This window comes from Amycolatopsis thailandensis (genome assembly GCF_002234405.1).
Classification (GTDB): Bacteria; Actinomycetota; Actinomycetes; order Mycobacteriales; family Pseudonocardiaceae; genus Amycolatopsis; species Amycolatopsis thailandensis.
In genome coordinates this window covers 31181-57631 of the sequence record NZ_NMQT01000030.1, presented here as the reverse complement: position 1 = coordinate 57631, position 26451 = coordinate 31181, and the positions used below count along the sequence as shown (strand labels likewise).

Sequence of the window (26451 nt, the reverse complement as noted above, 5' to 3'; positions counted from 1 at the left end):
GGATCTCCTTCACTGTCCACACGGGATTTTCAGCCACTCGCCCTGTTGAATGCTCTTCTGCACGTCGTCGAGCTGTTTCAGCAGGATGTCCAGCCGGTCACGGTTGCTCAGGTACTCCAGGACGGCACGGTGGAACGCGCCGGTCATCGTCGCGGGCATCAGGTCGGAGGCGTCGAAACACAGGGCCGAGGCCGAGGTGATCGTCTCCGCGACCCGACGGCTCACCTGGTCCGGATAGACGTCGAGGCCGAGCTTCCGATTGGCGGAAAACGCGTTGGCGCGGGGAATCGACGGCCAGATCCGCTGCGCCTTCTCCGAGGCCAGGTACTCGATCAGCTTCCGCGCCTGGGGCGTGTTCCTGAACATGCCCGCCAGGTCGGCGGCGACCTCGGAGACGTCGCGGCCGGGGAAGGAGAGGAAGTCGAAATCGGTGCCGGGCTCGGGGAACGACCCGTCGGGCCGCTTGAAGTTCTGATAGCGGCTCATGATGAACGACGCCTGGTGTTCGAGCGCGCAGCCCGGCGGGTCGGTGAACATCCGCTTGCCCGCGTCGCCGAAGTCGGTCAGCAGCGCGGCCGCGGTGCCACCGCGGATCGAGGCGGGTTCAAGGACGGAACCCCAGTCCAGCCAAGCCTGTTTCACCTCCGGCGAGGTCCACGCCAGCCCGCCGGACGCCCACTGCCGGTACTTCTCGGGCCCCGCCGAATGCAGCAGGATGTCCTCGATCCAGTCCGTTCCCGGCCAGCCCGAAGTGGGCGGGGCGCCCATCCCGACGCACCAGGGCGTGCCGCCCGCGGCGGTCAGCCCGGCGGACAACGCGCGGAGACCTTCGAACGTCGTCGGGCGGATCCCGGTCAGCCGGGCCGGGTCGTACCAGATCAGGCTCTTGAGATCGGCCTTCACCGCGAGCGCGTACAGCTTCTCGGTGCCGATCTTCTGCAGGCTGACCCACTGCGGGCTGAAGGACCGGTTCACGGCGGCGGAGAGGTCGTCGTCGAGCGGCAGCAGGTCACCCGACTTCTGGTATTTCGCCAGCACACCCGCGTTCGGGAGGACGGCCACGTCCGGCGGCGTGCCGCGCTGGACGTCCGAGGCGAGCACCTGGTCGACGGCCCGGGTGCCCTGATAGAGGTAGCCGATCCCGGTGTCGGCCTTGAACGCCTCCAGCACCTGCCGGAACGCCGTCTCCTCCTCCCCGCTCCAGGACGCGAGGACGACGACCGGCCCGTCCTGCGCCGACACCGAGCAACCGCCCGCGATCAGAGACAGCGCCATCACCATGGCCGGCAGGCGTTTCACCGGCGGTACCGGTATTCGTCGATCCGGGCGTGCAGCCCGAGCAGGATCAGTCCGCCCGCGAGCAGGGTGCCCGCCGGGATCAGGAACTCCCGTCCGCCGGATTCCGCCGCGTCGGAGGCGTCGGCCGCCACCGCCTTCGCGCCCGCTGTGACCACCCGCGTGTTGTCCGTCTCCACCGTGGTGGTCCGCCGGGCCCGCTCCCGGAATTCGTCGGCCGTGAAACCGCATCCCCGCTCCTCGTCGCAGTACTCGGTCAGCAGATCGGCGAGCTGTCGCTGACCGGCGTCGTCGGCCGCCCGGATCTGCGCGCCCCGCGCCGCGGCCACGCCGTCGAGCCGCTCGCCGACCGAGTCCAGCCGGTCACGGCTGATCAAGGTGAGCACCAGGGCGGCCCCGATGGCGGCGACGAGCACGGTCGCCGTGAGCAGCGGAACGTTGACCACGCGGCGGAAGCGTTTCTTCAGGAACAGCTGGGTGAGCACCAGCAGCACCAGGAGGGCCAGCACCGGCAGGAGCCACAGCGGGAGCAGCGCGAGGCTCATCCCGGTGGACGACAGCTGCCGGTCCAGCGCGTCACGTTGCCTGCCCTGCAACGTTTCCAGTTCCTCCAAGACCCCGCCGGGAGCGTGCAGCAGCCGTGAAGCGTGCCAGAGGTCGACAGCGCCCAGCACGGCGGCGTCCGGCTGACGGAAGTGCACATCGGCTTGCCCGATGGAGCCCGAGTAGGCCGCGACCTGGCTTTCCACCACTTGCAGCGCGTTGCCGCCGTCCTCCCCCGCCTGATTGAACTCCGCGACCCGCGCGAGGCTCTGGCTGGCCAGCGCCAGCTGATTCGCGTACTCCTGCCCCGGGCCGGCCAGTTTCGCCTCGCCGGAGGCGAAACTGGCGACCGCGGCGGCGTCGGCGGCCACCAGCGCGGCCCGGGCCGCGGTCACTTCGAGCACCGCCTGCGAAGTCCGGTCGCGGACGGTCTCCGCCGTGTCATGGACATTGTGGAACGCCCACAGCGAGGCCACCAGGACCGCGAGGGTGAGCGCCAGCAGCGCGGCGCGGAGCCGGACCAGCCGCACCCGGGTCGGCGTCACGGAACCGCCTCGCCGAAGGGTTCCCCGCAGCCGACGCAGAAGTTCGCCCCGGCGGGGGAAAGCGCGGGACAGCAGGCGCAGGCGAGGGGTGGCGCTCCGGGCATCGGCCGATCTTCCTGCGGGAGAGCGATTTCCGAAACCCTCGACGGGATGACGACGTGCAAAGCGTGACTGCGGGTCGCGTCCGGGCGCAGGCGCACGGTCCCCTTCTCCGCGTCGACGATCTCCACGACCCCCGAGAGACGGCCGAGCGTCTCGTCGTCACCCGCGGCGGTGGCCAAGGCGACCGCCCGGCCCCAGTACCGTTCGGCCCCGGCCTGGTCCCCGGCCGCGTAGGCGTCGCCGCCGGCGGTCAACGCCTCACCGAGATCGGCCTGAGCGGCGTACTTCGACACCATCGGGTGCACCAGCGTCGGCGGGATCGGGTCGTGCGTCCACCGTCCCGCGATGGGCAGCGCGCCCTCCTCTGCCGCGGCTCCGGGAACGGGTACGAGTTCCGTCCACGCGAGCTGACGGTCCTGTCCGTGGCTGGGTTCGAGGCCGGGATCGAGATCCAGGATCAGCTGGTAGTCCCGCGTCTCGTCGCTCGCGAACGAGCCGAGTGAGAGCTCCAGCTCGCGGACGGCGACCTCCCGGCACCGGTCGGTGAGGACGTACTCGTCCGGGAACACCTGCTTGATCGAGCGCAGCCTGCTGAACGGCATGGTGCCGATGCGCAGCCGGACCTCGGGCAGCACCTTCGTCATCGCGCTTTCCACGAGCCGCCGGAAATCCTCGGTGAGCTGATCGTCGTCGACGACGGAGTCGACGTTCCCGCGCAGCACCCGGCCGATCTGGGTGAGTTCGGCGGGTTCCCAGCCGTCGCCGATCCCCCGGGCGTCGCAGACGAACCGGCCTTCGCAGCTGCTCAGCACGGTCATCAAGGCGGCCCTGGTCTGCGAATCGTTGCGGCCGTCGGTGAGGAGGATCGCGTGCCGGACGGCGTCGGGTTCGTGGTCGAAGAGGTCGCGGGCCTTGGTGAGCCAGGCGCCCATCGCGGTCCCGCCGACCGCCGCGAGCCGCTCGACCGCGGCGCGGGCCTCCGCGCGGGTCCGTTCCGAGGCGGCGACCAGACCGTCCTCGGCCGGATAGATCACCTTCGCGTGCTCGGTGCCCTGGATGACGGCGAAGCGCACGCCGTCGGGAAGGACGTCGATGGCGGCCGCGGCGGCGCGCCGGGCCTCGCCGATCTTGGTGCTGGGGAAGCGCATCGAGCTGGAACAGTCGATCATCAGGACCTCGGCGGCCGTCCTGGCGGCGGCCGCACCGCCGCGCGAGACGACCCGGACGATCGCGGTCATCGTCCGGCCGCCCTCGGCCAGGAACTTGTTCTGGTGCACCTCGAGTCCCAGACTCGGCCGCGTCATCGATCCCCCTTCACACAAGCGTCACCGGTCTCACCGAATTCGCGAGATCGATCAGGACGTCGTGCGGTCCCGGCGCGGGCGCGTGATGGGCGAGCCGCCGGTACGACTTGTCCAGCACCGTGCGGGCGCCCGTCTCGTCCGCGCGCAGGATCTCGCCGTCGGTGATCCCGTCCTGCCCGAGGAGCACCCCGGCGAGCCCGGTCTCGCGCACCGCCGTCACCAGTCTGTCGAGGGCGTCTCCGTCGAGGTCCAAGGCGGTCAGCCGGACCACGGCGTCGTCGAGTTCGGCCGAGGCCGGGAGATCACCGGTCCCGGGCATCGGCGCGGACAGCACCCGCACCCCGGCGATCCGCGCGGCCTCGTCGTAACGCGAGAATTCCGGGACCTGGTCGAGGATCGCGACGGCGGCGGCGCGGTCGCCACGCAGCAACCGGACCCGCGCGAGCCCGAACGCCGCGCTGACCTGGGACCTGTCGCGCACCCACAGAGCGTCGTAGTACCGCTCGGCGGCGGCCGCTCCGTTGAGATGCTCCTCGCACAGGCCCAGCGCGAGTTTCGGCGGTTCCTCACCGGGGATGTCCCGGTACACGGCGGTGAACTTCTCCTTGGCCGCGGCGAAATCACCCGCTCCGAGCGCGAGCAGGCCCCGATGCCACGCCACCCGCCAGTCGTGAGCGGCACGGTCGCCGAGGAGCCGTTCGGCCTCCGCCACCGCCAACGCGCCTTCGACGGTCGCCCCGAGTTCCAGCCGCGCCCGGCACCGGCGGAACTCGACCTCGACCGAACCGGACACCCTGTCGAGCTTCTTCAGCAACCGGGCCGCGTCGGGAGCGCGGACGGCGCGGAGGAAGTTCGCCTGCGGATCCTCCGGATCCTCGCGCGGCAACGGCAGGCCGACGGCGATCTCCGCGGCGGCCGGGCGCGCTCCGAGCGAGACCGGAGTCCCTCGTGTCCAGTGCTCCAGCGGCGGCGCCTGGCCGAGCCCCGCGTCGAGCAGGACCGCCCCTTCGGTGAACAGCGTCGATCCGGAGGGCCGGGACTGCTTGTCCCGCAAGGAAAGGATCTCGTCGAGCACGCCGTCGAGCTGGACCAGCATCTCGCGCGCGCTCGCGAATCGCTGGTCGAACCCGGCGGTCGCGCGGTCGAGGACACGGAGGAAGGACTCGATGCCGAACCGGACGCCACGCGCGTCGGTGGTGACCGACCAGCCGTCGCTGGCCTGGAAGAGTTCCCGCAACGTCACGCCGACGGTGTGGATGTCGGACCGGACGGTGAGCCCGTGTTTCGCGCGTTCCCGCGGGGACACCTGGTAGTGCTCGGTTCCGACGAGCGGGCTTTCGTCGTCGGCGATCTTGCGGATGGCGCCGAAATCGATGAGTTTGATCCGCTTCTCGCCGCGGATCACGTTGTCCGGCTTCATGTCGCAGTACAGCAGGCCCTCGCCGTGCAGGTAGTCGAGCGCGGTCAGGATCTCGCGTCCGTACGCGACGACGTGCTCGACCAGCAGCCGTCCTTCGCTGGAGTCCAGCCCGGCCCGGCCGCGGTTCTTGATCTCCCGCAGGGAAAGCCCGTCGACGAACTCCATGACGATGTACCGGAATTCCTCGTGCTCGACCACGTCGAAGATCCGGACGATGTTCGGATGCTCCAGCGCGGTGAGCACCTGGCTTTCGGTCTCCGCGATCCGCACGGCGGCGGTGTTGTTCGTGTTGATCAGGCCCTTGAGCGCGACGTGGCGGCCGCCGAGTCCGGAGTCCGTCGCCAGGTAGACGAATCCGAGTCCGCCGCGGGCGACGCAGCCGAGCACGTGATAGCGGCCGTCGACCACGTCACCGGCCGCGAGCTTGGGCGTGAACGAGAACGGTGTCCGGCAGACGGGGCAGAATCCCTCGGCGGGCGCGGATCCACCGCCGACCGAACGGCCGACCGGGGTGGCGCAGCCGTGCTTGCCGCAGAACCGTTCCTCCTCCGGGACGTACGGCTCGGTCAGCAGGCGGCCGGCGACGCCGGGGAGCTCGACGGCAGGCAGCGGGACCCGGTCGTCCGCGATCTGCTGGGACCGGGTGACCACCGTGCCGGTGATCCTGGTCGGCTCGTCCGGGCCGGGGATCACCAGCGTCGGTTCTTCCGGGGTTCCGGGCGGCAGCCCGCAGATCTCGCAGAAGCCGGTCTTGCCGAGCGCGCCGGGGCAGCCGTTCCGTCCGCAGGCCGTCATCCGTCGATCCGTTTCCGTACGGTTTCCGCGTACCGCTCGACGGCGGCCGTCGCGGCCGCGAGGTCGCACGGTCCTTCGAAGAGCAACCGCCAGGCGGGCGCGTAGGCGGCATCCAGTTCGACGTCTTCGACGAGGCCGCTGTTACGGGCCATCTCCCCGTAGGCGTCGAGCCGGGCACGCAGTTCCGCGCGCCGGGCGAGGTTCTCGTCGAGGAGACGGCGCAGGTCCCGGGCACGCTCGACGGTTTTCGCCACGGCTCGTTCGCAGACCGGAAGCTGCCTTTTCACCCATTCGGTTTCGCCGTCCCGCTCCGCCGAACGCACCTGCGTCAAGGCTCCTCGCAACCGCCGCGCCCGGGGATGGACGTGCGGAGCGCCGGAAAAGCGGGGCGCGTCGCCCAGGTTGTCCTTCTCCAGCCGTTCGAGTTCGGCCAGCCGGGTTTCCAGCAGGGCGAAACGGCCCTCGACGTCGTCCGCTCCGGCCCACAGGACGTCGGTGCTCGACCGGACCACGCTGACCCCCGGCGAGGTCTCCTCGCGGAAGGCCAGCGCGAGCCGCAGCCCGAGTTCTTGCGCGCGCTGGGCCAGCGGCACGAGCACCTCGCCGACGAGCTCGTCGGGTTCGGCCGACTCGTCGACCCCGTAGACGACGACGGTGCGGCCTGACCCGTGACGGCCCGCGGGCGAGTCCGCGGCGACGTCGAGCCGGTCGGAGATGCGACGGCGGACCGCGTCGGCGGTCTTGCCGACCGCGTCGACGGCGAGCACGACACTGCCCACCGGCGGGACCGTCGGCCCGGACACGCTCCGTCCCGCGCCGTGTTCGCGGTCGCCGAGGACGACCGCGCGGCGCAACGAGGCGGCGACGGCCGAATCGTCCTCGCCCATGATGATCACCCGGACGTCCGACCGGCCGTGCCCGCCGAGCCAGCGCGCGAAATCGCGGGCGAAGAGCACGTCGATCGCGGGTGGTTCCGGACGCTGGACGAAACTCGGGTCGATCGCCGGGCTGCCGTGAGCCCAGCGGCGCAGTTCCGGCAGGTAGCCGAGCATGGTCTCGACCGGGATCATCCAGGACACCCGGGCCGCCTCGGTCGCGTACCGGGTCGCGACCATGCCGACGACGTGACCGGTCTCGTCGGCGATCACCGCGGAACCGCTGAAGCCGTGGGTGATCGGCTCGGCGTCGGGGCTCCGGTGCAGCTGGACGCGCTCCAGACCGTGCCCGCCGTCCCCGACGACGGTCGCCAGCGACCACATTCCGTCCGAGCCGCAGGGAAAGCCGTACGCGCGCACATGCCGGCCGTCTTCGAGGGCCGTCCGGTGGAGCGGCGCACCGGTGATCTGTTCTTCGGGATCACGCAACCGGAGCAGCGCGACGTCCCCGCCGTCGTCACCGATGGGCGCGGCCTGCGCGACGATTTTCGCGATTCCGGATTCGACACCGGGAAGGGCCACGAAATCCACCGCGATTTCGTCGTGGCCTTCGATCACGTGAGCGCAGGTGAGGAGGTGTTCGCCGTCGAGCATGGTCCCGGCGCCCAGGATCCGCCCACGGTGATCGCGCAGCCGCACCCGCCAGCGTCTGCGCTCGGAAGTCACCCGAAAGACCCTACCCATCGTGAGTGGCAATGACGGTTCTCACCGGCATTACCACTCACGAGGCCTAATGCGGGCTCTAATGTGCGGCGTCGTTCCAGGACCGGCCGTAGCCGACCGAGACCTCCAGCGGCACGGCGAGCTCGTATGCCGAGCCCATTCCCTGACGCACCAACGCTTCCAGCTGCTCGCGCTCGCCTTCGGCGACCTCGAGGACGAGTTCGTCGTGGACCTGGAGCAGCACGCGGCTCTTCAGCTTCGCTTCGGTCAGCGCCTTGTGCACGTTGAGCATGGCGACCTTGATGATGTCCGCCGCGCTGCCCTGGATGGGGGCGTTGAGCGCCATCCGCTCGGCCATTTCACGGCGCTGGCGATTGTCGCTGTTGAGATCCGGCAGGTAGCGGCGGCGGCCGAAGATCGTTTCGGTGTAACCGACCTTGGCCGCGTCGCCCACGACCGAATGGAGGTAATCGCGCACGCCGCCGAAGCGGGAGAAATACGCCTCCATCTGCTCCTTGGCCTCTTCGGTCGAGATCCGCAGCTGCTGCGAAAGCCCGTACGCCGAAAGGCCGTACGCCAGGCCGTACGACATCGCCTTGACCCGGAACCGCAGTTCCGGCGTGATCTCCTCCGGCGGCAGCGAGAACGCGCGGGACGCCACGAACGTGTGAAGATCCTCGCCGCTGTTGAAGGCCTGGATCAGCCCTTCGTCCTGCGAGAGGTGCGCCATGATCCGCATTTCGATCTGGCTGTAGTCCGCCGTCATCAGCTCGGCGTACCCGTCGCCGACGACGAACGCGTCGCGGATGCGGCGGCCTTCCTCGGTGCGGATGGGGATGTTCTGGAGGTTCGGGTCGATCGAGGACAGCCGCCCGGTGGCGGCGATCGTCTGCAGCAGCGTGGTGTGGATGCGGCCGTCGTCGGCGACCGCCTTGATCAGGCCCTCGACCGTGGTGCGCAGCCTGGTCGCGTCCCGGTGCTCCAGCAGGTGCTGCAGGAACGGGTGCTCGGTCTTCTCGAACAGGCTCTGCAACGCCTCGGCGTCGGTGGTGTAGCCGGTCTTGGTGCGCTTGGTCTTCGGCATGCCGAGCTCGTCGAACAGGATCACCTGGAGCTGCTTCGGCGAACCGAGGTTGACCTGCTTGCCGATGACCGCGTACGCCTCGTCCGCGGCCTGGGTGACCCGGCCGAGGTAATGCGCTTCCAGATCCGTCAAGTGCTCGATGTCGACCGCGATGCCCGCCGCTTCGAGTCCGGTGATCACCTGCAACAGCGGCAGCTCCAGCTCGACGAGCAGCTGCGCGCCGCCGAGTTCTTCGAGCTCCTTGGTCAGCGCGCCGGCCAGCTCGGCGACCGCGCGGGCCTTGACCAGCTCGGCCTGGATCTCCTTCTGCTCCAGGTCCTCGGCGCCGCCACCGTCGAGCAGCGAAAGCTGCCCGTCCCCGGTGTCGGCCTCGGACCGCAGCTCGCGGTGCAGGTACCGCAGGGCCAGGTCGTCGAGCTCGAACGTGCGCTGGCCCGGGCGGACCAGGTACGCCGCGAGCGCGGTGTCCATGACGAGGCCGGCGAACGCCCAGCCCCGCGCCTGGACGGCGTGCAGGGCGACCTTGAGCTCGTGACCGATCTTCTGGATCTTCGCGTCGGCGAGCCAGGCCGTGAGCGCCTTGTCGTCCTCGGCGTCCATTGTCGTGACGTCGACATACGCGCCTTCGCCGTCCGCCGCCGCGAAGGTGATGGCCTTCAGGTCGGAGCGCACCGAAGCCCCGGTGGTGCGGAACGCCAGACCGACCGGCGCGTCCTGGCCGGTGTGCGCGGACAGCCATTCCGTGAGGGCGCCCGGAGCGAGCTTCGCGCCGCTGACCTCGAAACCCTCCTCGGCCTCGGGCTCCGCGCTCTGCAAGGTGGCGAACAGCCGGTCACGCAGGACCCGGAACTCCAGCTCGTCGAACAGCGCGTGGACGGCCTCGCGATCCCAGGGGCGCAGCTCCAGGCCTGTCGGGCCGAGCTCCAGCTCGACGTCGCGGATCAGCTCGGTGAGCTGACGGTTCAGCATGACCGCGCCGAGGTGCTCGCGCAGCGCGTCGCCGACCTTGCCCTTGACCTCGTCGACCCGGTCGATCAGCTCGTTGAACGACCCGAACTGCCTGATCCACTTCGCGGCCGTCTTCTCGCCGACGCCCGGGATGCTGGGCAGGTTGTCCGAGGGGTCGCCACGCAGGGCGGCGAAGTCCGGGTACTGCGACGGGGTGAGGCCGTACTTCTCCTCGACCGCCTCGGGGGTGAACCGGGTCATCTCCGACACGCCGCGCTTCGGGTACAGCACGGTGACCTGCTCTGTCACCAGCTGGAGCGCGTCACGGTCGCCCGTACAGATGAGGACGTCGAAGCCTTCGGCGGTCGCCTGTGTCGTGAGCGTGGCGATGATGTCGTCGGCTTCGTAGTTCTCCTTGGTCAGCGCCGGGATGCCGAGGACCTTGAGCACGTCCTCGACCAGGCCGACCTGGCCCTTGAACTCGTCCGGGGTGGCGCTGCGGTTGGCCTTGTACTCCGCGTACGTCTCCGAGCGGAACGTCTTGCGGGAGAGGTCGAACGCCACCGCGAGGTGGGTCGGCGCCTCGTCGCGCAGCAGGTTGATGAGCATCGAGGTGAACCCGAAGACCGCGTTCGTCGTCTGCCCGGTCTTCGTCTTGAAGTTCTCCGCGGGCAGCGCGAAGAACGCGCGATACGCCATCGAATGGCCGTCGATCAGCAGCAGCTTGGGCCGCTCGGCCTGTGCGGTGGCGGGTGTGGCGTTGGCAACGGTCGTGTTCTCACTCGGGCTCACGGGAGCGAGTCTAGGGTGAGGGTCTGACAGTCCTACCTGTCGTGTCGGTTGCGGCATGTCGGCGGAGCTGCCCGGCACCCTCGGCGCAGGAACCCGCCTGGCCAAAGGCCCCGCGGTCGTGGCGGCAGGGCGTCTGTCGGCAGGACGTGAGAAAAACTCGGAACGTGCGCCCTGGCGACGCGATCGCGGTCGCGGGTTCACGATGTTAAGGAGCTCTGCGTGACCGAACAAGCCCTCGAATCCTTCGCCGGGATCGACCCGGCCTACGCCGGACAGCAGCTCAACGACAAGCTCGGGCTCGAGATCAGCGAATTCGGCCCCGAACGCGTCGTGGGCAGCATCCCGGTCGAGGGAAACCTCCAGCCCTACGGTCTCCTCCACGGCGGGGCGAACGCCGTCGTCGCCGAGGCGCTCGGCTCGATGGTCTGCGCGCTCAACGCCGGCACCGACAAGGCGACGATGGGCCTCGAACTTTCGTGCACCCACCATCGGGCGGTCCGGTCCGGGCGGGTGACCGGTGTCGCGACTCCGGTGCACGTCGGGCGCGGGACCGTCACCGCCGAGATCGTGCTGACCGACGACCAGGGCCGCCGCTCGTGCACGGCGCGGCTGACTTGCGTGGTGCGGGAGCGGCCGCCGGGCGCGTGAGCTGTCCGGCCCCTCCGGAGTGTCATGAAAGGGTCGTTCAGGACGTTTTTCGTCCTGAACGACCCTTTCATGACATAGGCGACCTGCACCTGAAGTACGTGAAGGCCTCCTTCACTACCTTGAGGGTAGGCAAGGAGGCCTTCACGGTGTGAAGGCCCCCTTCCTTGCGCCTAGGTACATGAAGGGGGCCTTCACGTACCTTGAGCGGCGTGGATCTCGACACGGCTCAGGTGCGGGCGTTCGTCGCGACCGCCGACCACGGCCATTTCGGTCGCGCGGCAGAATCCCTCTACCTGACGCAACAAGCGCTGTCGAAGCGGATCCGCAAGCTCGAGGACGCCTTGTCGGTCCAGCTCTTCCGCCGCACCAACCGGTCCGTCGAGCTGACCCCCGACGGCGACCGCTTCCTCCCGCACGCGCGCGAGCTGATCCGCGCGGCGGACGCCGCCGTCGCCGCGATGGGACTTCAGGACCGGCCGCCCCGCCTCGACGTCATCGACCCGCGCCTCGCCCCCATGTACATGCTGCGCCGCGTCGCGCAGCGGGATCCGGACCTCGCCGTAGAACGCGTCGCAGGTCGGGGGCTCGTCAACGCTCTGGACCCGCTGGTCCGCGGTGAGATCGACCTCGCGTTCGGCCGCGTCGCGGACCTCGGCCGCGAGGTGCCGCCGGAACTCGAACATCGCCTCGTCCGGCTCGAACCGCTGGTCGCCCTCCTCGCGCCGGAGCATCCGCTGGCGGGCAGCGATGTCCTGAAATTGTCCGATCTCCGGGGTGACGGCATCTGGATTCCGCAATTGGGCGGTCCGGTCGAATGGCTTTCTTATTTGCAACGCCTATGCAAAGAATTCGCCGTCCCGATCGACGACTCCGGGGTCAGTTACGACCTCAGGCACACCCTGGAACAGACCCGTTACGGGAAGCAGCGGGTCACCCTCGCCGGCGCCGACATGGACCTCGCTTCCGATCTCAACCTGCGGGTCCTGCCTTTCGAACCGTCGCCGCTGTTCCCGTGGTCGGTCGTGTGGCGGCGCGGCGAAGGCCCGGCCCTGCGGCGCCTGCTGGCGCTACTGGGCCGGACCGGCCACGAAGAAGGTTGGTGCGCCTACGATCCCGAACGATCCTGGCTGCCGGACGACGACCTCAGACAGCTAGGTGCCGGGCGAACCAGCGCGTGAGCTCGGCGTCGACCAGCTTCGCGTGTTCCGTCTGCGGAGCGGGTTCGAGGCCGGGCGCCTCGGCGAACTCGTGCGCCATCCCCGGGATCGTCACGAGCTCGGATCGCCCCTCCCCCAGCGCCTTGTGCAGCGCGGCCGCCGGTTCGGTGATCGAGACGTCGTCCTCCTCGCCGATGACGAGCAGCACCGGCGCGGTCAGTTCGTCGGCCCGCCGCACGTAGTCGTACTCGTCCGCGACCGCGCGGGACCGGTCCGACCAGTGATAGGTGACGTCGTAGACCCGCTCGTTCGCCGCGATCACCGGCGCCAGCTGGGTCACCGGGTTCACCAGCGCGGCCGCGGCCACCGGGATCTCGGCGTGGGTCAGCATCTGCAACGCGACGGCACCGCCCTGCGACCCGCCAACCAGCCCGACCGGACCGTCCTCAATGGACAGGCGGGAGCACAGCTCCGCCACCGCCGCCGGGAATTCGGCTTCGACCTGCCTGGTGAGTGGTTCGACGACGTTGAGCACGTTGTCCTCGCTCGCAAGGCGGAAGAAGCCCTCGAAACCGCCCTCAGGGAAACGTTTCCCGGTCAGCGGCAACCCGAGGTGCACTCGCCACGCGCGCAGTTCCCGCATCGGCAGCGCCGCCGCCATGGCCGCCTCGCTGAACGGCGCGCCCAGCAAGTGCCAGGTCAGCACCAGCGGCGCCGGGCGCTCCAGGTCCGACGGCGGCAAAGCCACGAACGGGACTCCCGCCGCCACGCCTTCGATCGCTTCGCCCATTTCGACGCTCATCGTCATGTTCTCCCAGGTCCTTCGCGGTTTTTCCGGCTCTGGGAACAGCTAACCGCGAGGTCCGGGCCGGGATCCAACAGCCGTTCGGGCCCCGATGACAACCATCGGTTGTCGTGCCACGAGAGAAGGGAGGGGCACGCTTGACGCCCTTTGGGGCAACATTGCTACGACGAACGGGCGCCTTCGAACCGGGGAAAGTCGCAAGATACGCGGCCGAAACATGATCATTACCCACGAGCATGATCGACGTGGTAGCGGTGAATCCCCAGCGTGACCAGCGAAGACCTGTCAACCGGCAACATTCGCCTTTTCGTGCAATTCGTTCTGGTTTCGACCGTCACGATGTGGACACAGAGTGATGGGCGTCTGTCCAGATCATGGCAGAGGGGGATATCTTCCTGCCCTAACCTAGCCCCTGTGTCGGGGGCAACGCCTACCGGCGGCTGGTTGGTCATGGGAGGTAGTCGGTGTCAGGAGTGCGTTTTGGACGGGTTTTCGCCGTCGCGGCGGCTGCGTCGCTGGCGCTGGCGGGCTGCGCGGGCGGCAGCACGTCCGGTGGCGGTGACAGCAGCACGCTGAAGATCGGGTTCATGGGTGACCTCACCGGTGAGAACTCCGGGATCGTCATCCCGCCCCGCAACGGCGCGAAGCTCGCTATCGACGAGTACAACAAGACGAACCCGGCGACCAAGCTGGAGCTCAAGGAATACGACAGCCAGGGCAAGCCCGAGCAGGCGACGTCGCTGATCGCGACCGCCGTCGGCCAGGACAAGATCACCGCGCTGATCGGCCCGGCGTTCTCCGGCGAGTCGAAGGCCATCGGCGGTCAGCTGGAGCAGAACAAGATCCCGAGTGTCTCGCCGTCGGCCACCAACGCGGGCCTCGCCGCGAACGGCTGGAAGTACTGGCACCGCGTCGTCGCGAGTGACGCCAGCCAGGGCCCGGCCATCGCCAACTTCCTCATCACGGCGAAGTCGCCCAAGAAGGCTTACGTCATCTCGGACGACCAGGAGTACAGCGTCGGCCTGGCCGACAACTTCGAGAAGACCTTGAAGGAAAAGAACGTCCCGACCGAGCGCGACAAGTTCGCCAAGGACGCGTCGGACTACTCCTCGACCGTGCAGAAGGTCAAGGCCGCGAACCCGGACATCATCCTCTTCGGTGGCTACTACGCCCAGGGTGGCCGTCTGCTCAAGCAGCTGCGTGACAGCCAGGTGACCGCCGTCTTCGCCACCGGCGACGGATCGCTCGACGCTCAGCTCGTCAGCGGCGCGGGTGCCGCGGCCGCCGAGAAGGCCGTCGTCGGCTGCCCCTGCAACATCCCGGACGCGGGCTCCACCGACGAGTTCAGCACCAAGTACAAGGCCGCGTACAACGTCGACCCGGCGATCTACTCGAGCGAGGGCTACGACGCCGCGACCGCCATCATCAACGCGGTCAAGGCGGGCAACACCACCGCCGAGAAGATCAACGAGGCCCTCAAGACGATCGACTTCAAGGGTGTCTCGAAGCAGGTCAAGTTCAAGGAGAACGGCGAACCGTCGACGGACGCGATCAACGTCTACCAGGTCACCGGTGGCGTCCTCAAGAACCTCGGCGTCTCGACCGAAGCCAAGCTCAACGGCTGACGGAGCAGGTAGGAACACCTAACGGAAGCGGGGGCGCTGTGCGGGCACAGCTCCCCCGCTTCCCGTAAATGTGGCGAAATATCGCCCCGTCCCGTAAGGCATCCACGTCATGCTTCAAGATCTGCAAGCCCAGTTCCTCGGTAGCACCATCGGCGGACTGGTCGCCGGAAGCATCTACGCCCTCATCGCCCTCGGCTACACAATGGTCTACGGCGTGCTCCGGCTCATCAACTTCGCGCATTCCGAGATCTTCATGATCGGGACGGTCACGTCCCTGTTCGTCCTCATCACCATCGCCGGCGGCACCGCCCCGATCACGCTCGGCGTGTTCGGGATGATCGCCGTGCTGCTGCTGATCATCATCGCTTCGGCCGCCGTTTCCGGTGGTGCGGCGGTCCTTCTGGAGCAAGTGGCCTACCGGCCGCTCCGCAAGAAAGGCGCGACCCGGCTGGCCGCGCTGATCTCCGCCATCGGCGCCTCCCTGTTCCTCCAGGAAGCGTTCGGACTGCACATCATCGAATGGATCACCGGCAAGTCCGGCCGTGTCCAGCAGAACGCGCCGCGGTTCATCCCGCACGAGGAGCTGTTCCACATCGGCAACGGCGTGGTCCGCACCGACCACGTGTTCGTCGTCGTCGGCGCCGTGATCATGATGATCGCCCTCGACCAGCTGGTCAGCCGGACCCGCATCGGCCGCGGTATCCGTGCCACGGCACAGGATCCCGAAGCCGCCGTGCTGATGGGCGTCAGCATCGACAAGATCGTGCGTCTCACCTTCCTGCTCGGTGGCGCCATGGCGGGTGTCGCCGCGGCGCTGTACGTCATGGAATACGAGAACACCGACTACCGCATCGGCTTCCTCCTCGGCATCAAGGCGTTCACCGCGGCCGTGCTGGGAGGTATCGGCAACCTGCGAGGGGCGCTGCTCGGTGGCATCGTGCTCGGTCTGGTGGAGAACTGGAGTTCGATCTTCTTCGGTTCACAATGGAAGGACGTCACCGCCTTCGTGGTACTGGTGCTGGTCCTGATGTTCCGTCCCACCGGCATCCTCGGTGAATCGCTGCAGCGGGCACGCGCATGAAGGGCAACGAAGAAGTGGCTGAAAAGTCCTCAGAGAACGGGAAGCCCGCGCGCGCCGGGTTCCACCCCATCGACGGTATGCGGGATTGGTGGGCCGACGCTCCGCATTGGCAGCGTTATGGCGTCTACATTCTCCTGATCGTGGGCGCGCTGATCCTGCCCGCACCCGCCATCGGTTCGTTCATGTCCCCGGATTCGGACTGGACGAGCGTCCTGATCTTCCCGGTCGGGATCTACATCCTGCTGGCGATCGGCCTGAACATCGTCGTCGGTCACGCGGGCATGCTCGACCTCGGTTTCGTCGCGTTCTTCGCGATCGGCGCCTACACCCTCGCCGTGATGGGCACCAAATACGGCTGGGATTTCTGGGGATGCCTCGTGCTCGGCATCTTCCTGGCGGCGATGTCGGGGGTCATCCTCGGCGCTCCGACGCTCCGGTTGCGCGGCGACTATCTGGCCATCGTGACACTCGGCTTCGGTGAAATCGTCCGGATCACCGCGACCAACACCGACTCCATCGGTGGCGCCCGCGGTATCACCAACGTCCCGCACCCGGACGCGATGTTCGGTGTCGAGTTCCTGCTCGACCCGGCGCCGTACTACTACCTGGTCCTGGCGGCGATCGTGATCGCGATCGTCTTCTCGGTGCGGCTGCACCGAAGCCGCGTCGGCCGGGCGTGGGCGGCGATCCGCGAGGACGAGGACGCCGCCGAACTGATGGGTGTCCCGACGTTCAAGTTCAAGCTGCTGGCGTTCGCCATCGGCGCCATGCTCGGCGGGATGGCCGGTGTGGTCTACGCCAGCAAGGCCGTCTTCATCGAGCCGAACAACTTCCCGTTCATCCTGTCCGCGACCATCCTCGCGGCCGTGGTGCTCGGTGGCGCGGGCAACCTGCCCGGTGTCATCCTCGGCGCGTTCCTCGTCGCCTGGCTCCCGGAACGGTTCCGTATCGTGCAGGAGTACCGCATCCTGTTCTTCGGCGCCGTGCTGGTGCTGATGATGGCACTGCGGCCGGAGGGCCTGCTGCCGTCCCGGCAGCGCAAGGCGGAACTACGTGAAGGAACGGGCGGGATGGGTGCCATGGGCGCCGAAGTCGCGGGTCCGGATTCCGAGGCTTCGGCGGAGGTGACGAAATGAGCGCACTGCTCGAATTCGACAGCGTGACCATGCGCTTCGGCGGCGTCACGGCCTTGAAGGGCGTCGACCTCGCCATCGACCAGGGTGAGATCTTCGCGCTGATCGGACCGAACGGCGCGGGCAAGACCACCGTGTTCAACGTGATCACCGGCGTCTACCAGCCGACCGAGGGCGAGGTGCGCTTCGCGGGCACCAAGGTCAGCGGGATGAAGCGGTTCAAGATCAACCAGACCGGGATCGCCCGCACGTTCCAGAACATCCGGCTGTTCCACAACATGTCGGCGCTCGAGAACGTGATGGTCGGTGCGGACTCGCACCACAAGACCGGCGCGATCTCGGCGACGCTGGGCCTGCCCGTGCACCGCAGGGAAGAGAAGCGGGGCCGCGAGCTGGCGAGGGAACTGCTGGACTTCGTCGGCATCGGACGGGTCGAGCACAACACCGCGAAGAACCTCTCCTACGGCGACCAGCGCCGGCTGGAGATCGCGCGTGCGCTCGCGACCGACCCGAAGCTGCTGCTGCTCGACGAGCCCGCCGCCGGGATGAACCCGGCGGAGAAGAACTCGCTGCAGCAGCTGATCCGCAAGATCCGGGACGACGGCCGGACCGTGCTGCTCATCGAGCACGACATGGGCTTGGTCATGCAGATCGCCGACCGGCTGGCCGTGCTCGACTTCGGCCAGAAGATCGCAGAAGGGCTCCCCCACGAGGTGCAGAACAACCAGAAGGTGATCGAGGCTTACCTGGGGGTGGCGGAAGATGCTTCTTGAGGTTCAGGACATCAACGTCCACTACGGGAAGATCGCCGCGCTCAAGGGAATGACCATCGAGGTCGGCGAGGGCGAGATCGTTTCGCTCATCGGGGCCAACGGCGCCGGCAAGACCACGACGCTGAAGACGATCTCGGGCCTGCGTCCACTGACCAGCGGCCGGATCCTCTTCGACGGCAAGGACATCTCGAAGACGCCCGGGCACAAGCGGGTCGAACTCGGGATCGGCCAGTCGCCGGAAGGCCGGGGCGTGTTCCCCGGTATGACGGTGCAGGAGAACCTCCTGATGGGTGCCTACACCCGGAAGGACGACCTGAAGGCCGATCTCGACGAGGTCTACGAGCTGTTCCCGCGGCTGAACGAACGCAAGACCCAGTTCGGCGGCACGATGTCCGGTGGCGAGCAGCAGATGATCGCCATCGGCCGCGCGCTGATGACCAAACCCAAGGTGCTGCTGCTCGACGAGCCGTCCATGGGCCTGGCGCCGATGCTGATCGCGCAGATCTTCGACATCATCCGCGAGATCAACAAACGCGGGACCACGGTCCTGCTGGTGGAGCAGAACGCGCAGCAGGCGCTGAAGCTCTCCGACCGCGCGTACGTGCTGGAGACCGGTGAAGTGGTCAAGAGCGCCCGCGGCGCCGAGTTGCTGGACGACCCGCAGGTGCGGGCCGCCTATCTTGGTGGCGACCTGGGCGTCTGACGCCTTTTGCAGGAAGGGCCCCGTCGCTTTCGCGGCGGGGCCCTTTCCGTGCGAGCGTGGCGTGTCGCCGTAGGTCGCCGTGGGTGGCGTTTCGGGCCAGGCTTCGGGTGTCGTGAAAGCCACTTTCGAGACACCTGACGTCCCGAAAGTGGCTTTCGCGACGCTGGCTGCCGCCTAACGGACCGGGCCGCCCCACAGACATGTTGTGAAAGCCACTTTCGCAACGTTGAAGGTTGCGAAAGTGGCTTTCACAACACCTTCTGCTCAGCCCAGCTTGATGTCGGTCCCGGTGAGATTCTTCATGTCCGTCAGCGTCGGACCGCCGAAAGCCCGCAGCACCAAGGGTTTCGCCTCTTTCGGCAGGTCGAAGTAGAGGTCGAACTCGACCCGTACGCCTCGCCCGAGCTCGAACTTGTCGGGCTGCCGCTTGATGGTCATGGCCTGGTTGTCGACGGCGATCACGGCGCCGGAATCGGTGAGGAGTTGCTGGCGCCGGGTGTCGAAAACAATTCCGGACACGCCCTTCCCCGTCACCACCAGCCGGAGGCGGACGAACCGCCCCTTCGCTTCGAACTCGGTGTGGCTGCCGGTGAGACTGGGCAGTCCGGCGGCCAGTCCGATGACGGAGAACTCGGTCTCGCCGTTGAGCACCGGTGACAGGTGCAGCGCGGTCTCGTCCGGCCGGACCTCCCGCGCGGGCAGGTCGTACACGGGTTTGGCGGGCGGCTGTGCCTGCTCGCCGGAGCAGCCGGCCAGCAGGAGGACCGCGGCCGCGGCCATTGTCAGGCACTTTCTCATCCGACGATCTCCACGCTCAGGTATTGCCACCCGCCGACCTCCGGCAGCCGTACCGGGCCGACGTCCTCACCGGGCCGGAAACGCACCGTCGTGCCGGTCGTGCCGTCGTCCGCGATCGGCGTCAGATCGGTGACCGGGACACCGCGTTCGTACCGCTGAGTCCAAGAGCCGTTGTGACGCCGGTTGGTGTGCACGAGCCAGTCGCTCAATGCCGCGACGACCGACATTCCGTGCCGCGGATGGCCGTCCGGCAACGTTTGCGCGTCAGGAAAGCCGAAGAAGCGCAGGTCCTTGGTCGACATGACCGGTTTCTTCACGAACCCGCCGCTCCCGTCAGCACGGGTGGCGGTGCCCCGGCCGTTGTCCGCCACGGAGACCGAGCCATCGGGATGGACCGTGACGACGGCGTGCCCACCGCCGGTGCTTTCCGCCTCCTCGGCCGCGTAGGCGAGTACTTCGAGGACGAGATGACCGACCCCGCCGGGGGAGAACTCCCCCGGTTTCCGGCGAATGCGCGCCAGATGGTCGTGGTCCACCGAACCGGCCCAGTCGTGCGTGGTGTCGCCCCGTCGCGCGCTCGTGTCACTCACCCTGCCATTCTCCTACGGCTACTGTGCGATTGTGGAGTTACGACGTCTTCGATATCTGTGCGCCGTGGCGGAGGAAGGGCATCTCACCCGCGCCGCGGAGCGCCTCGGCATCCGGGCGTCGTCGCTCAGCCAGCAGATCATCGCGCTGGAACGGGAACTGGACGCGACGCTGTTCGTCCGCACCCAGGCGGGCATGACACCCACCGCCGCCGCGCTGGTGCTGCTCCCCCACGCCCGCCGGATGCTGGAGGAAGCCGAACTGGGCGCGCGAGCCGTCCGCGAGACCGTGGACAGGCCGCTCCGCGTCGGCGTGACACCGGGCGCGCCGCCGTCCGTGCTCCCCGCCCTGCACGCGGGCGCGGTGGAGATCGAGGACCTCTCCGCCGCGCGGCAACTCGAACTCCTGCGCCGGGGCGCGCTCGACGCCGGTCTTCTCGCCCTGCCGGAGGCGGTGGACGGCCTGCGGGTCGTCGTCGTGAGCGAGAGACCGCTGGGGGTGCTCGTCTCCGGCACTCATCCCCTGGCCCGGCTCGACGAGGCGGGCTGGGACGACCTCACCGGGCTAGACCTCCTTCTGTACAACCGGGAACTGGCGCCGGGCTATCACGACGCGCTGCTCGCGGCGGTCGGCTGGCGGCCGCCCCGGGTGCGCTCCGGGCCACCTCGGCGGACGCTGTTCGTCGCCGAATTGCGGCATGGCGGCGACGTCGTCGCCTTGCGCCCCCGGGAAGAACCGGCCGAAGGCCTGCGGTGGCTTCCGCTGCGGGAAGCGCCCGTCGTCCGGCACGCGTTCGTGTGGGATCCGGCGCACGCGTCTTCGGACCGGATCGCGGCGCTGCTATGACGGCGCCCACAACGGATTCGCGCGCCGCGCGCCCGGCCTCGCCTGTTCGGTGATCCCGAACGGCCGTTCGGATCCGCCTCGTGGACGACGATCCCGTTTCGCGATTACCTCACGGTGTTCGAGAACGAAGGAGAATCGTCATGCGACAGTGGGGTTTCGTGTACTTGGCCGACGGCTGCGATCCGGAGCGCGACGTGTCCCGTGTGGACACCGGGGCCTGCCTGACGGTGCTGGTCGGTGTCGGCGAGGTGGACCAGGTCGTGGCCGTAGCCGAACGGCTTGTGGCCGATGGGGCGCAGCTGATCGAACTGTGCGGCGCTTTCGGTCCCGTGTGGACGGCGCGGGTGATCGACGCGGTGGGAGCCCGGGTTCCGGTCGGAAGCGTCATGTACGGCGGCGAGGCCACGAAGCAGCTTCACGACCTGTTCGGCCTCGGGGCCTAACAGTCGTCGTGGACGGCTTCGACACAGGCGCCGGGCTCGGCATGGCCCGCGGCCTGATACAGCAGGTTGTACAGCGTCTCGCGCTGATCGTTGTCGAGCGCGCCGAGTACCTGGTCCTCGACCGAGGCGAGCGCGAACTCGGCTTTGACGAGCTGTTTGAGGCCGACGTCGGTGAGTTCGACGATGTGCCGCCGCCGGTCCCGCGGTGACCGCTTGCGTTCGATCAGGTTCGCGGACTCGAGGTCGTTGAGCAGCCCGACGACGTTCGTGCTGTCCATCTCCAGCGTCTTCGCGAGGTCCTGCTGCGAGCAGCCGTCGAGGTCGCGCAGCACGGTGAGCGCGACGAGATGCCGGGGACGCAGGCCGAGCGGGGTCAGGACGGTCTCGCTGCGCAGCCGGATCCGGCGGGTGACGTGGTCGAGCAGCGCGCCGCAGCGGTGCGGGGGCTGGTTCACGACCGGGAGTTCGGACACCCGTCAAGTGTACGTTCCCACATGATGACCAACACAGGATCAATGGTTTGCGTTACACAAACTATCTGTGCGAGATTATAGGTATGACGCATCTGCTGCACATCGACTCGAGCATCACCGGCGAGCACTCGACCAGCCGCGGCCTCACCGCGCGGGCCGCCGCGGCCTGGCGCGCCGCGCATCCGGAAGGCACCGTCACCTACCGCGACCTGGGCGCCGAGCCGCTGCCGCATCTGGACGCGGCGACCCACTTCTCCAGGACCGTGCCGCCGGAACAGCACACGCCGGAGCAGGCCGCAGGCTGGCGGCTCATCAAGGAACTGGTCGACGAGGTCAAAGCGGCCGACACCGTGCTGCTGGGCCTGCCGCTCTACAACTTCGGACCGCCGAGCACGGTCAAGTCCTGGGTCGACCACCTGATCGCGCCCGGGCTGTCGATCGACCCCGAGACCAACCAGGGTCTGCTGGGCGGCCGTGACTTCATCGTCCTGGCCTCGCGCGGCGGCGGTTACGGCGAAGGCACGCCGCGCGAAGGCTGGGACCACGCGCAATCGTGGATCCCTCACGGCGTTTCGCTGACCGGGCTCGAACCGCGGTTCGTCACCGCCGAGCTGACCATGGCGAAGGTCAACCCGGCGATGGCGGACCTGATCCCGCTCGCCGACGCCAGCCTGGCCGAGGCCGAGCGTGTCATCGACGCGCTGTGGACGCCCGTCGCGGCTTGAACGCGTGGGCAGTCAAGGGGGTCGTGAGTGGTGAGGACGGTTCTAACCGTCCTCACCACTCACGAGACGTCACGCGATACCCGCCGCGAACACGTGCATCGCGGTGTTGGACGGAAGCGTCACCGCGACGACCTCCTTCCCCGCGGTCAGCGGGACGGAGTTCGCGAACACCCGGTACGGCGTGGTCGGATAGGCCGCCCCGGCGCGGGTGTTCTTGCCCATCACGGTCGCCACCGTCGTCGCACCGTACTGGGCGGGATCGGCGCAGCACCAGTTGGGGAAGCCGAGTTCGGCCTGACTCGTGGTGCCGTCGGCGTAGCGGACGACGACGGTGCCCTTCGCCGTGCCCGTTCCGGTCCCCGTCAGCACCAGCTTGCCGCCCGTCCCCCGCACCGCGATGGTCTGACCGGACGCGAGGACGTTGTCCTTCTGTCCGGTGCCGGTTTCCGGCCAGGTCAGCTGAGCACCGAGGGCGGTGAAGCCCGCTCCGGGTTTGAGACCGGCTTCGGCGAGACCTTCGGCCCGGAGACTGCTGCCGCCGCCGTCGATGTCCCCCACCGCGACGTGAGCCGCGTCGGTGACGCCGACGTTGCCGTAGGCCGCGGCGAGCGAACCGTGCGGGACGGTGACCGTCACCGAGTCGGTGACCCGGTTCTCCCCGAGCCGCGCCTTGTACGACGCCGACGCGGTGAGCTGGTAGTCGTCCGGTTTGATCCCCGCGTCCGGCGTCACCTTGACCGGGACCTGGACGGTCTTGCCGGGCATCACCAGTCGCGGCCCGGCGGGCACCTCGACGCGGAAGCCGTTGGCGGGCAAGGAGAACGTGACATCACGGACCGGCAGCGGCGTGCCGTTGGTGAAGCTCAGCGTGCCCGTCGCGGTCTGCCCGGGACCGGCGACCGCCGGCACGGACAGGGCGACCGAACCGTTGCGGTCCTCGGGGAAGATCCCGCCGACCGCGCTCGTGCCGAACAGCCGGACGTCCTGGCGGTCACCGGCGCCGATCTTGCCGGTCTTCACCCTGGCGACCCCGCCGGTGGCCGGATCGAACCACCAGCCCGACGGCGCCGCGTCCAGTTCGGCCTCGCTGCCGTACTGCCGCAGGATCGAGGTCCCGGCGAGGACGGTCGCGGGCTTGCTTCCCGTGTGGACGGTCAGCTGGTAGTTCCGCGACGCGGGCTTTCCGGCGTAGGAACCGGAACTCGCGCCGATCCCGACAGTCACCGTTCCCAGCCCGGACGTCGGCGCGTCGACGGTGAAGGTCTGCTTCGCCTGGTCACCGTTCTTGTACGCCCTGGTCACGCCGTCGTCTTCGGTGAGCGTGAACGAGCCCTTGCCCTGCGGGTAGACGTCGAGGTCGAGCACGCCCTTGTCCCGGGTCTGCCACGACTTCGTGCCCTCGGCCCACATCGGCACCACGGCACCGGCGCGGACGAACAACGGCAGCGTGTCGAGCGGCGCGTCGTAACCGTCCACAGTGGTCGGCCCGGTGTAGGTCTTGCCGCTCCAGTAGTCGACCCAGGTGCCCTTCGGCAGGTAGATGCCGTTGCGGACGGTGGAGTTCTCGTACACCGGCGCGACGAGGAAGTCCTTGCCGGACAGGAACTCGTACTTCGCCTTCTCGCCCCAGACGTTCGGGTCGTCGGGGTATTCGAGCGCGAGCGGGCGGACCTGGCCGACGCCGGTGGCGTGCGCGTCCACCGAATGGCTGTAGGTGTAGGGCAGCAGCCGTTCCTTGAGCAGCAGGTACTTGCGGTTGATCGAGGTGAACGGCTCGCCGTACTTCCACGGCTGCTTGTCCGAAGCGGCCCAGCCGTCCATCGTCATCGAGACCGGCAGGAAGGCCTTCCACTGCAGGTCGCGGACGTAGGTCTGCGGGCTGCCGCCGAAGATGCCGTCGATGTCGCCGGTGTTGTACGCGATTCCCGAGGTCGTCGCGCCGGCGTAGGTCGGGATCTGCCACTTGATGTAGTCGTAGGAGCCGGCCTGGTCGCCGCTCCACAGCACGCCGCAACGCTGCGCGCCCGCCCAGCTCACCGGTGTCCAGACGAAGCCGCGCGCGTCGCTGTTGTCCTCGATGCCCTTGTGCGCGGTGTCGCACGCGTCGAGCGCGAACTGATAGCCGGGGCCGACCCACGCGACGTCGAGTTTGCGGACCCGGACCCCGGCCTTGACCTCTTCGACCTGGTTCGGGACACCGTTCTCGGTCCACAGCCCGAGCTGCATGTTGTTCTTGCGGAGGCCTTCGCCGGTCTGCTGGAGGTTTTCGTACCCGCAGCCGTAACCGTCGTTGACGAGCATCCAGCCGTTGGGCATCCCGTGCTCGGTGTAGCCCTCGGCGACCTTCACCGCGTCCAGCGTGTGCCGCTCGCCGCGGTTGGCGTTGTGCAGATAGCAGTCGGCGTCGCCGTGCTCCAGCCCGTAGAGCGGGGGCAGGAACGGCTTCCCGACCAGGTCGGTGTAGCCGGTGATGACGTCCTTGAGCCCGTTGCCGACGACGTAAGTCGCGTCGAAGCGGCGCTCGTCGTGCGTGGTGCGCACCGGCTCGGTGAAGGCGTACTTGCCTTGCGCGAAGGTGTTGCGCAGCACGCCGTATCCCGCCGTCGAGGCGTAGAACGGCTGCGAATTCGGGGCCCCGCCGTCATTCCAGTTGTAGTCCGCGAAGATCCGGATGGTCTGGTCGCGGTGGCTGAAGCGGCCGTTCTGCTCGCCTCCGCCGACGAACTGCTCGGTCGCCGTCCGCGCCAGGGTCTGCGTGGTCGCTTTGTCGGTCCAGGACAGCGGCGCCGATTCCTCCCAGAGGCGCTTGCGGTCCGCGCCGTCGTACAGCGCGAGCCGCATCGGGTGCTTGTACGCCCGCAGCGTGGCCTTGGCCGTGGAAACAGCCCAGTAGTCCCCCTTGTCGACCTTCTTCGGCGTGACCTCGCCGGTGCGCGGCAGCACGATCTTGCTCCCGGCCGGGTCGGTGAACTTGCCGTCCGGCCCGAGCCAGACCCGGACGGCGCCTTCGGCCGGGAAGCTGACGCGAACCGCGTCGCTCCCCGAATTCAGGGTGACCGTGGGGCCGTCGGCGGAGATCCCGGTCAGATCGCCCAGCTTGCCCGCCGCGGCCGCGGCCGGATCGGCGTGGGCGGCGACCGGGGAAAGCCCGAGAAGGGCCACTGCAGCCAGCGAACTCAGGGATTGCGCAACTCTGCTCATTCAAGACACCTTTCGCGCATGAATACGCAATAGGGTCTCTGTATAGCGCACGGTTCGCGCAAAGTCATCCGCCGAAGCGGTGCTGCCGACTTTCGTCGGGTCGGACGAAGATCCTTATGTGGCAGGAAGTCTTCGTACCCTGGATGTCATGAAAGGGGCTTTCAGGACAGATTTCGTCCTGAAAGCCCCTTTCATGACACTCGGGAACGGAGCGGGTCAGACCGCCTGAACCTCGACCCCGGCGGCTTCGAAAGCCCGCAGCACCTTCGGATCGGCGTTGGAATCCGTGACGAGGGCGTGTACCTGCGGCGTCGCGCAGATCCGCGCGAACGCGCGACGGCCCAGCTTCGAACCGTCGGCGACGGCGACGACGCGTTCCGCGCGTTCGACCATCAGCCGGTTGATACTCGCCTCACCCTCGTGGTGAGCGAAGGCGCCGGCCTCGGCATCGAACGCGTCGACCCCGAGGAACAGCAGGTCGATCGTCAGTTCGCTCAGCACGCGGGTGGCCAGCGGACCGCTGAGCTCGAACGACTGCGGACGCGCGACCCCGCCGGTGACCACGATCTTCACATGCGGCCGCACCGCGAGTTCGTGCGCGATGTTCAGCGCGTTGGTGACCACCGTCAGCCCCGGCGAATCACCCCGGCCCGCCAGATCCGACCGGGTGGCCAGGGACCGTGCGACCCCGGCCGTCGTCGTCCCGCCGTTGAGGCCGACGACCATGCCCTGCGCCACGAGCGACGCCGCGGCGACACTGATCCGCTGCTTTTCGGGCACATGCCGCGCGGTCTTGTACCGCAACGGCAGATCGTAGGCGAGGTCGTTGGCCACCGCGCCACCCCTGGTGCGGGTGAGCAACTGTTGCTCCGCCAGGTGATCGAGGTCGCGCCGGATCGTCGCCGCGGAGACGTTCAACTCCTCGGCCACGTCCTCGACGTCGATCTTCTCCCGCTGCCCCAGCAGGTCCAGCAGGGTGCTCAGCCGTTCGTGCCGGGCCATCGGCGCCACTCCTAGCTCGCTGC

General features: G+C 68.5%; 22 protein-coding genes. 10 read left to right on the top strand and 12 right to left on the bottom strand.

Features of this window, described 5'->3' with window-relative positions; genetic code table 11:
* Positions 1-9 precede the first annotated feature (9 nt).
* The 6 genes from CFP71_RS09420 to polA form a co-directional block, all read right to left on the bottom strand.
* On the bottom strand, positions 10-1299 hold the full coding sequence (locus CFP71_RS09420; protein WP_093933450.1) for an ABC transporter substrate-binding protein: 1290 nt from the start codon (positions 1297-1299) through the stop codon (positions 10-12).
* Complete coding sequence (locus CFP71_RS09415) at positions 1296-2384, bottom strand: hypothetical protein (protein WP_093933449.1); 1089 nt, start codon at positions 2382-2384, stop codon at positions 1296-1298. Before CFP71_RS09415 ends, CFP71_RS09420 begins: the two co-directional genes overlap by 4 nt.
* Complete coding sequence (locus tag CFP71_RS09410) at positions 2381-3790, bottom strand: VWA domain-containing protein (RefSeq protein ID WP_093933448.1); 1410 nt, start codon at positions 3788-3790, stop codon at positions 2381-2383. Before CFP71_RS09410 ends, CFP71_RS09415 begins: the two co-directional genes overlap by 4 nt.
* A gap of 10 nt (positions 3791-3800) precedes the next feature.
* Entirely contained in the window at positions 3801-6005 is a 2205-nt protein-coding gene (locus CFP71_RS09405) for a serine/threonine-protein kinase (RefSeq protein ID WP_093933447.1), read from the bottom strand.
* Positions 6002-7606: a S1 family peptidase gene (locus CFP71_RS09400; protein WP_244199612.1), complete on the bottom strand. Its 1605-nt coding sequence runs from the start codon at positions 7604-7606 to the stop codon at positions 6002-6004. Before CFP71_RS09400 ends, CFP71_RS09405 begins: the two co-directional genes overlap by 4 nt.
* Before the next feature lie 76 nt (positions 7607-7682).
* Positions 7683-10427, bottom strand: a complete 2745-nt coding sequence (gene polA / locus CFP71_RS09395) for a DNA polymerase I (protein ID WP_093933445.1) — start codon at positions 10425-10427, stop codon at positions 7683-7685.
* Between the two features lie 219 nt (positions 10428-10646).
* Here polA and CFP71_RS09390 point away from each other — a divergent pair, with 219 nt between their 5' ends.
* Together CFP71_RS09390 and CFP71_RS09385 are read left to right on the top strand one after the other, a co-directional pair.
* Positions 10647-11075: a PaaI family thioesterase gene (locus tag CFP71_RS09390; RefSeq protein WP_093933444.1), complete on the top strand. Its 429-nt coding sequence runs from the start codon at positions 10647-10649 to the stop codon at positions 11073-11075.
* 209 nt (positions 11076-11284) lie between these two features.
* Positions 11285-12253, top strand: a complete 969-nt coding sequence (locus CFP71_RS09385) for a LysR family transcriptional regulator (protein ID WP_093933443.1) — start codon at positions 11285-11287, stop codon at positions 12251-12253.
* Here the strand turns inward: CFP71_RS09385 and CFP71_RS09380 are convergent.
* Positions 12219-13040 carry an alpha/beta hydrolase family protein gene (locus tag CFP71_RS09380; protein WP_093933442.1) on the bottom strand — a complete coding sequence of 274 codons (822 nt, stop codon included), beginning with the start codon at positions 13038-13040 and terminating at the stop codon, positions 12219-12221. The two genes, CFP71_RS09385 and CFP71_RS09380, sit on opposite strands and share 35 nt — an antisense overlap.
* A gap of 470 nt (positions 13041-13510) precedes the next feature.
* Here CFP71_RS09380 and CFP71_RS09375 point away from each other — a divergent pair, with 470 nt between their 5' ends.
* The 5 genes from CFP71_RS09375 (at position 13511) to CFP71_RS09355 (ending at position 18352) form a co-directional block, all read left to right on the top strand.
* On the top strand, positions 13511-14662 hold the full coding sequence (locus tag CFP71_RS09375) for a branched-chain amino acid ABC transporter substrate-binding protein (RefSeq protein WP_093933441.1): 1152 nt from the start codon (positions 13511-13513) through the stop codon (positions 14660-14662).
* A gap of 109 nt (positions 14663-14771) precedes the next feature.
* Positions 14772-15743, top strand: coding sequence for a branched-chain amino acid ABC transporter permease (locus CFP71_RS09370; RefSeq protein WP_093933440.1), 972 nt, complete (start codon positions 14772-14774; stop codon positions 15741-15743).
* A complete protein-coding gene (locus CFP71_RS09365; protein ID WP_093933439.1) occupies positions 15740-16879 on the top strand; it encodes a branched-chain amino acid ABC transporter permease in 1140 nt (379 codons plus the stop codon). The genes CFP71_RS09370 and CFP71_RS09365 overlap by 4 nt, the downstream gene beginning before the upstream one ends.
* Positions 16876-17649, top strand: a complete 774-nt coding sequence (locus tag CFP71_RS09360; RefSeq protein WP_093933438.1) for an ABC transporter ATP-binding protein — start codon at positions 16876-16878, stop codon at positions 17647-17649. The genes CFP71_RS09365 and CFP71_RS09360 overlap by 4 nt, the downstream gene beginning before the upstream one ends.
* On the top strand, positions 17639-18352 hold the full coding sequence (locus tag CFP71_RS09355; RefSeq protein ID WP_093933437.1) for an ABC transporter ATP-binding protein: 714 nt from the start codon (positions 17639-17641) through the stop codon (positions 18350-18352). The genes CFP71_RS09360 and CFP71_RS09355 overlap by 11 nt, the downstream gene beginning before the upstream one ends.
* A 264-nt stretch (positions 18353-18616) precedes the next feature.
* Here CFP71_RS09355 and CFP71_RS09350 read toward each other — a convergent pair whose 3' ends face one another.
* Together CFP71_RS09350 and CFP71_RS09345 are read right to left on the bottom strand one after the other, a co-directional pair.
* Entirely contained in the window at positions 18617-19150 is a 534-nt protein-coding gene (locus tag CFP71_RS09350; protein ID WP_093933436.1) for a DUF4352 domain-containing protein, read from the bottom strand.
* Complete coding sequence (locus CFP71_RS09345; protein WP_093933435.1) at positions 19147-19740, bottom strand: ATP-binding protein; 594 nt, start codon at positions 19738-19740, stop codon at positions 19147-19149. The genes CFP71_RS09350 and CFP71_RS09345 overlap by 4 nt, the downstream gene beginning before the upstream one ends.
* 31 nt (positions 19741-19771) lie before the next feature.
* Between CFP71_RS09345 and CFP71_RS09340 the strand changes: the two genes are divergently transcribed.
* Together CFP71_RS09340 and CFP71_RS09335 are read left to right on the top strand one after the other, a co-directional pair.
* Positions 19772-20584, top strand: a complete 813-nt coding sequence (locus CFP71_RS09340; protein ID WP_093933434.1) for a LysR family transcriptional regulator — start codon at positions 19772-19774, stop codon at positions 20582-20584.
* Between the two features lie 140 nt (positions 20585-20724).
* Entirely contained in the window at positions 20725-21027 is a 303-nt protein-coding gene (locus CFP71_RS09335; RefSeq protein WP_093933433.1) for a DUF6506 family protein, read from the top strand.
* Here the strand turns inward: CFP71_RS09335 and CFP71_RS09330 are convergent.
* Positions 21024-21500 (bottom strand): MarR family winged helix-turn-helix transcriptional regulator, encoded by a 477-nt coding sequence (locus CFP71_RS09330; protein WP_093933432.1) that lies wholly within the window; start codon positions 21498-21500, stop codon positions 21024-21026. The genes CFP71_RS09335 and CFP71_RS09330 overlap by 4 nt on opposite strands.
* Before the next feature lie 83 nt (positions 21501-21583).
* On the opposite strand from CFP71_RS09330, the gene CFP71_RS09325 reads away from it, so the two are divergent.
* Positions 21584-22225: an FMN-dependent NADH-azoreductase gene (locus CFP71_RS09325; RefSeq protein ID WP_093933431.1), complete on the top strand. Its 642-nt coding sequence runs from the start codon at positions 21584-21586 to the stop codon at positions 22223-22225.
* Positions 22226-22294: 69 nt separating this feature from the next.
* Here the strand turns inward: CFP71_RS09325 and CFP71_RS09320 are convergent, their stop codons facing one another.
* The gene (locus tag CFP71_RS09320; protein WP_244199610.1) at positions 22295-25426 is read right to left on the bottom strand and encodes a TIM-barrel domain-containing protein; all 3132 of its coding nucleotides are present in this window, start codon (positions 25424-25426) and stop codon (positions 22295-22297) included.
* A gap of 216 nt (positions 25427-25642) precedes the next feature.
* On the bottom strand, positions 25643-26428 hold the full coding sequence (locus CFP71_RS09315; protein ID WP_093933429.1) for a DeoR/GlpR family DNA-binding transcription regulator: 786 nt from the start codon (positions 26426-26428) through the stop codon (positions 25643-25645).
* Between the last annotated feature and the right edge of the window lie 23 nt (positions 26429-26451).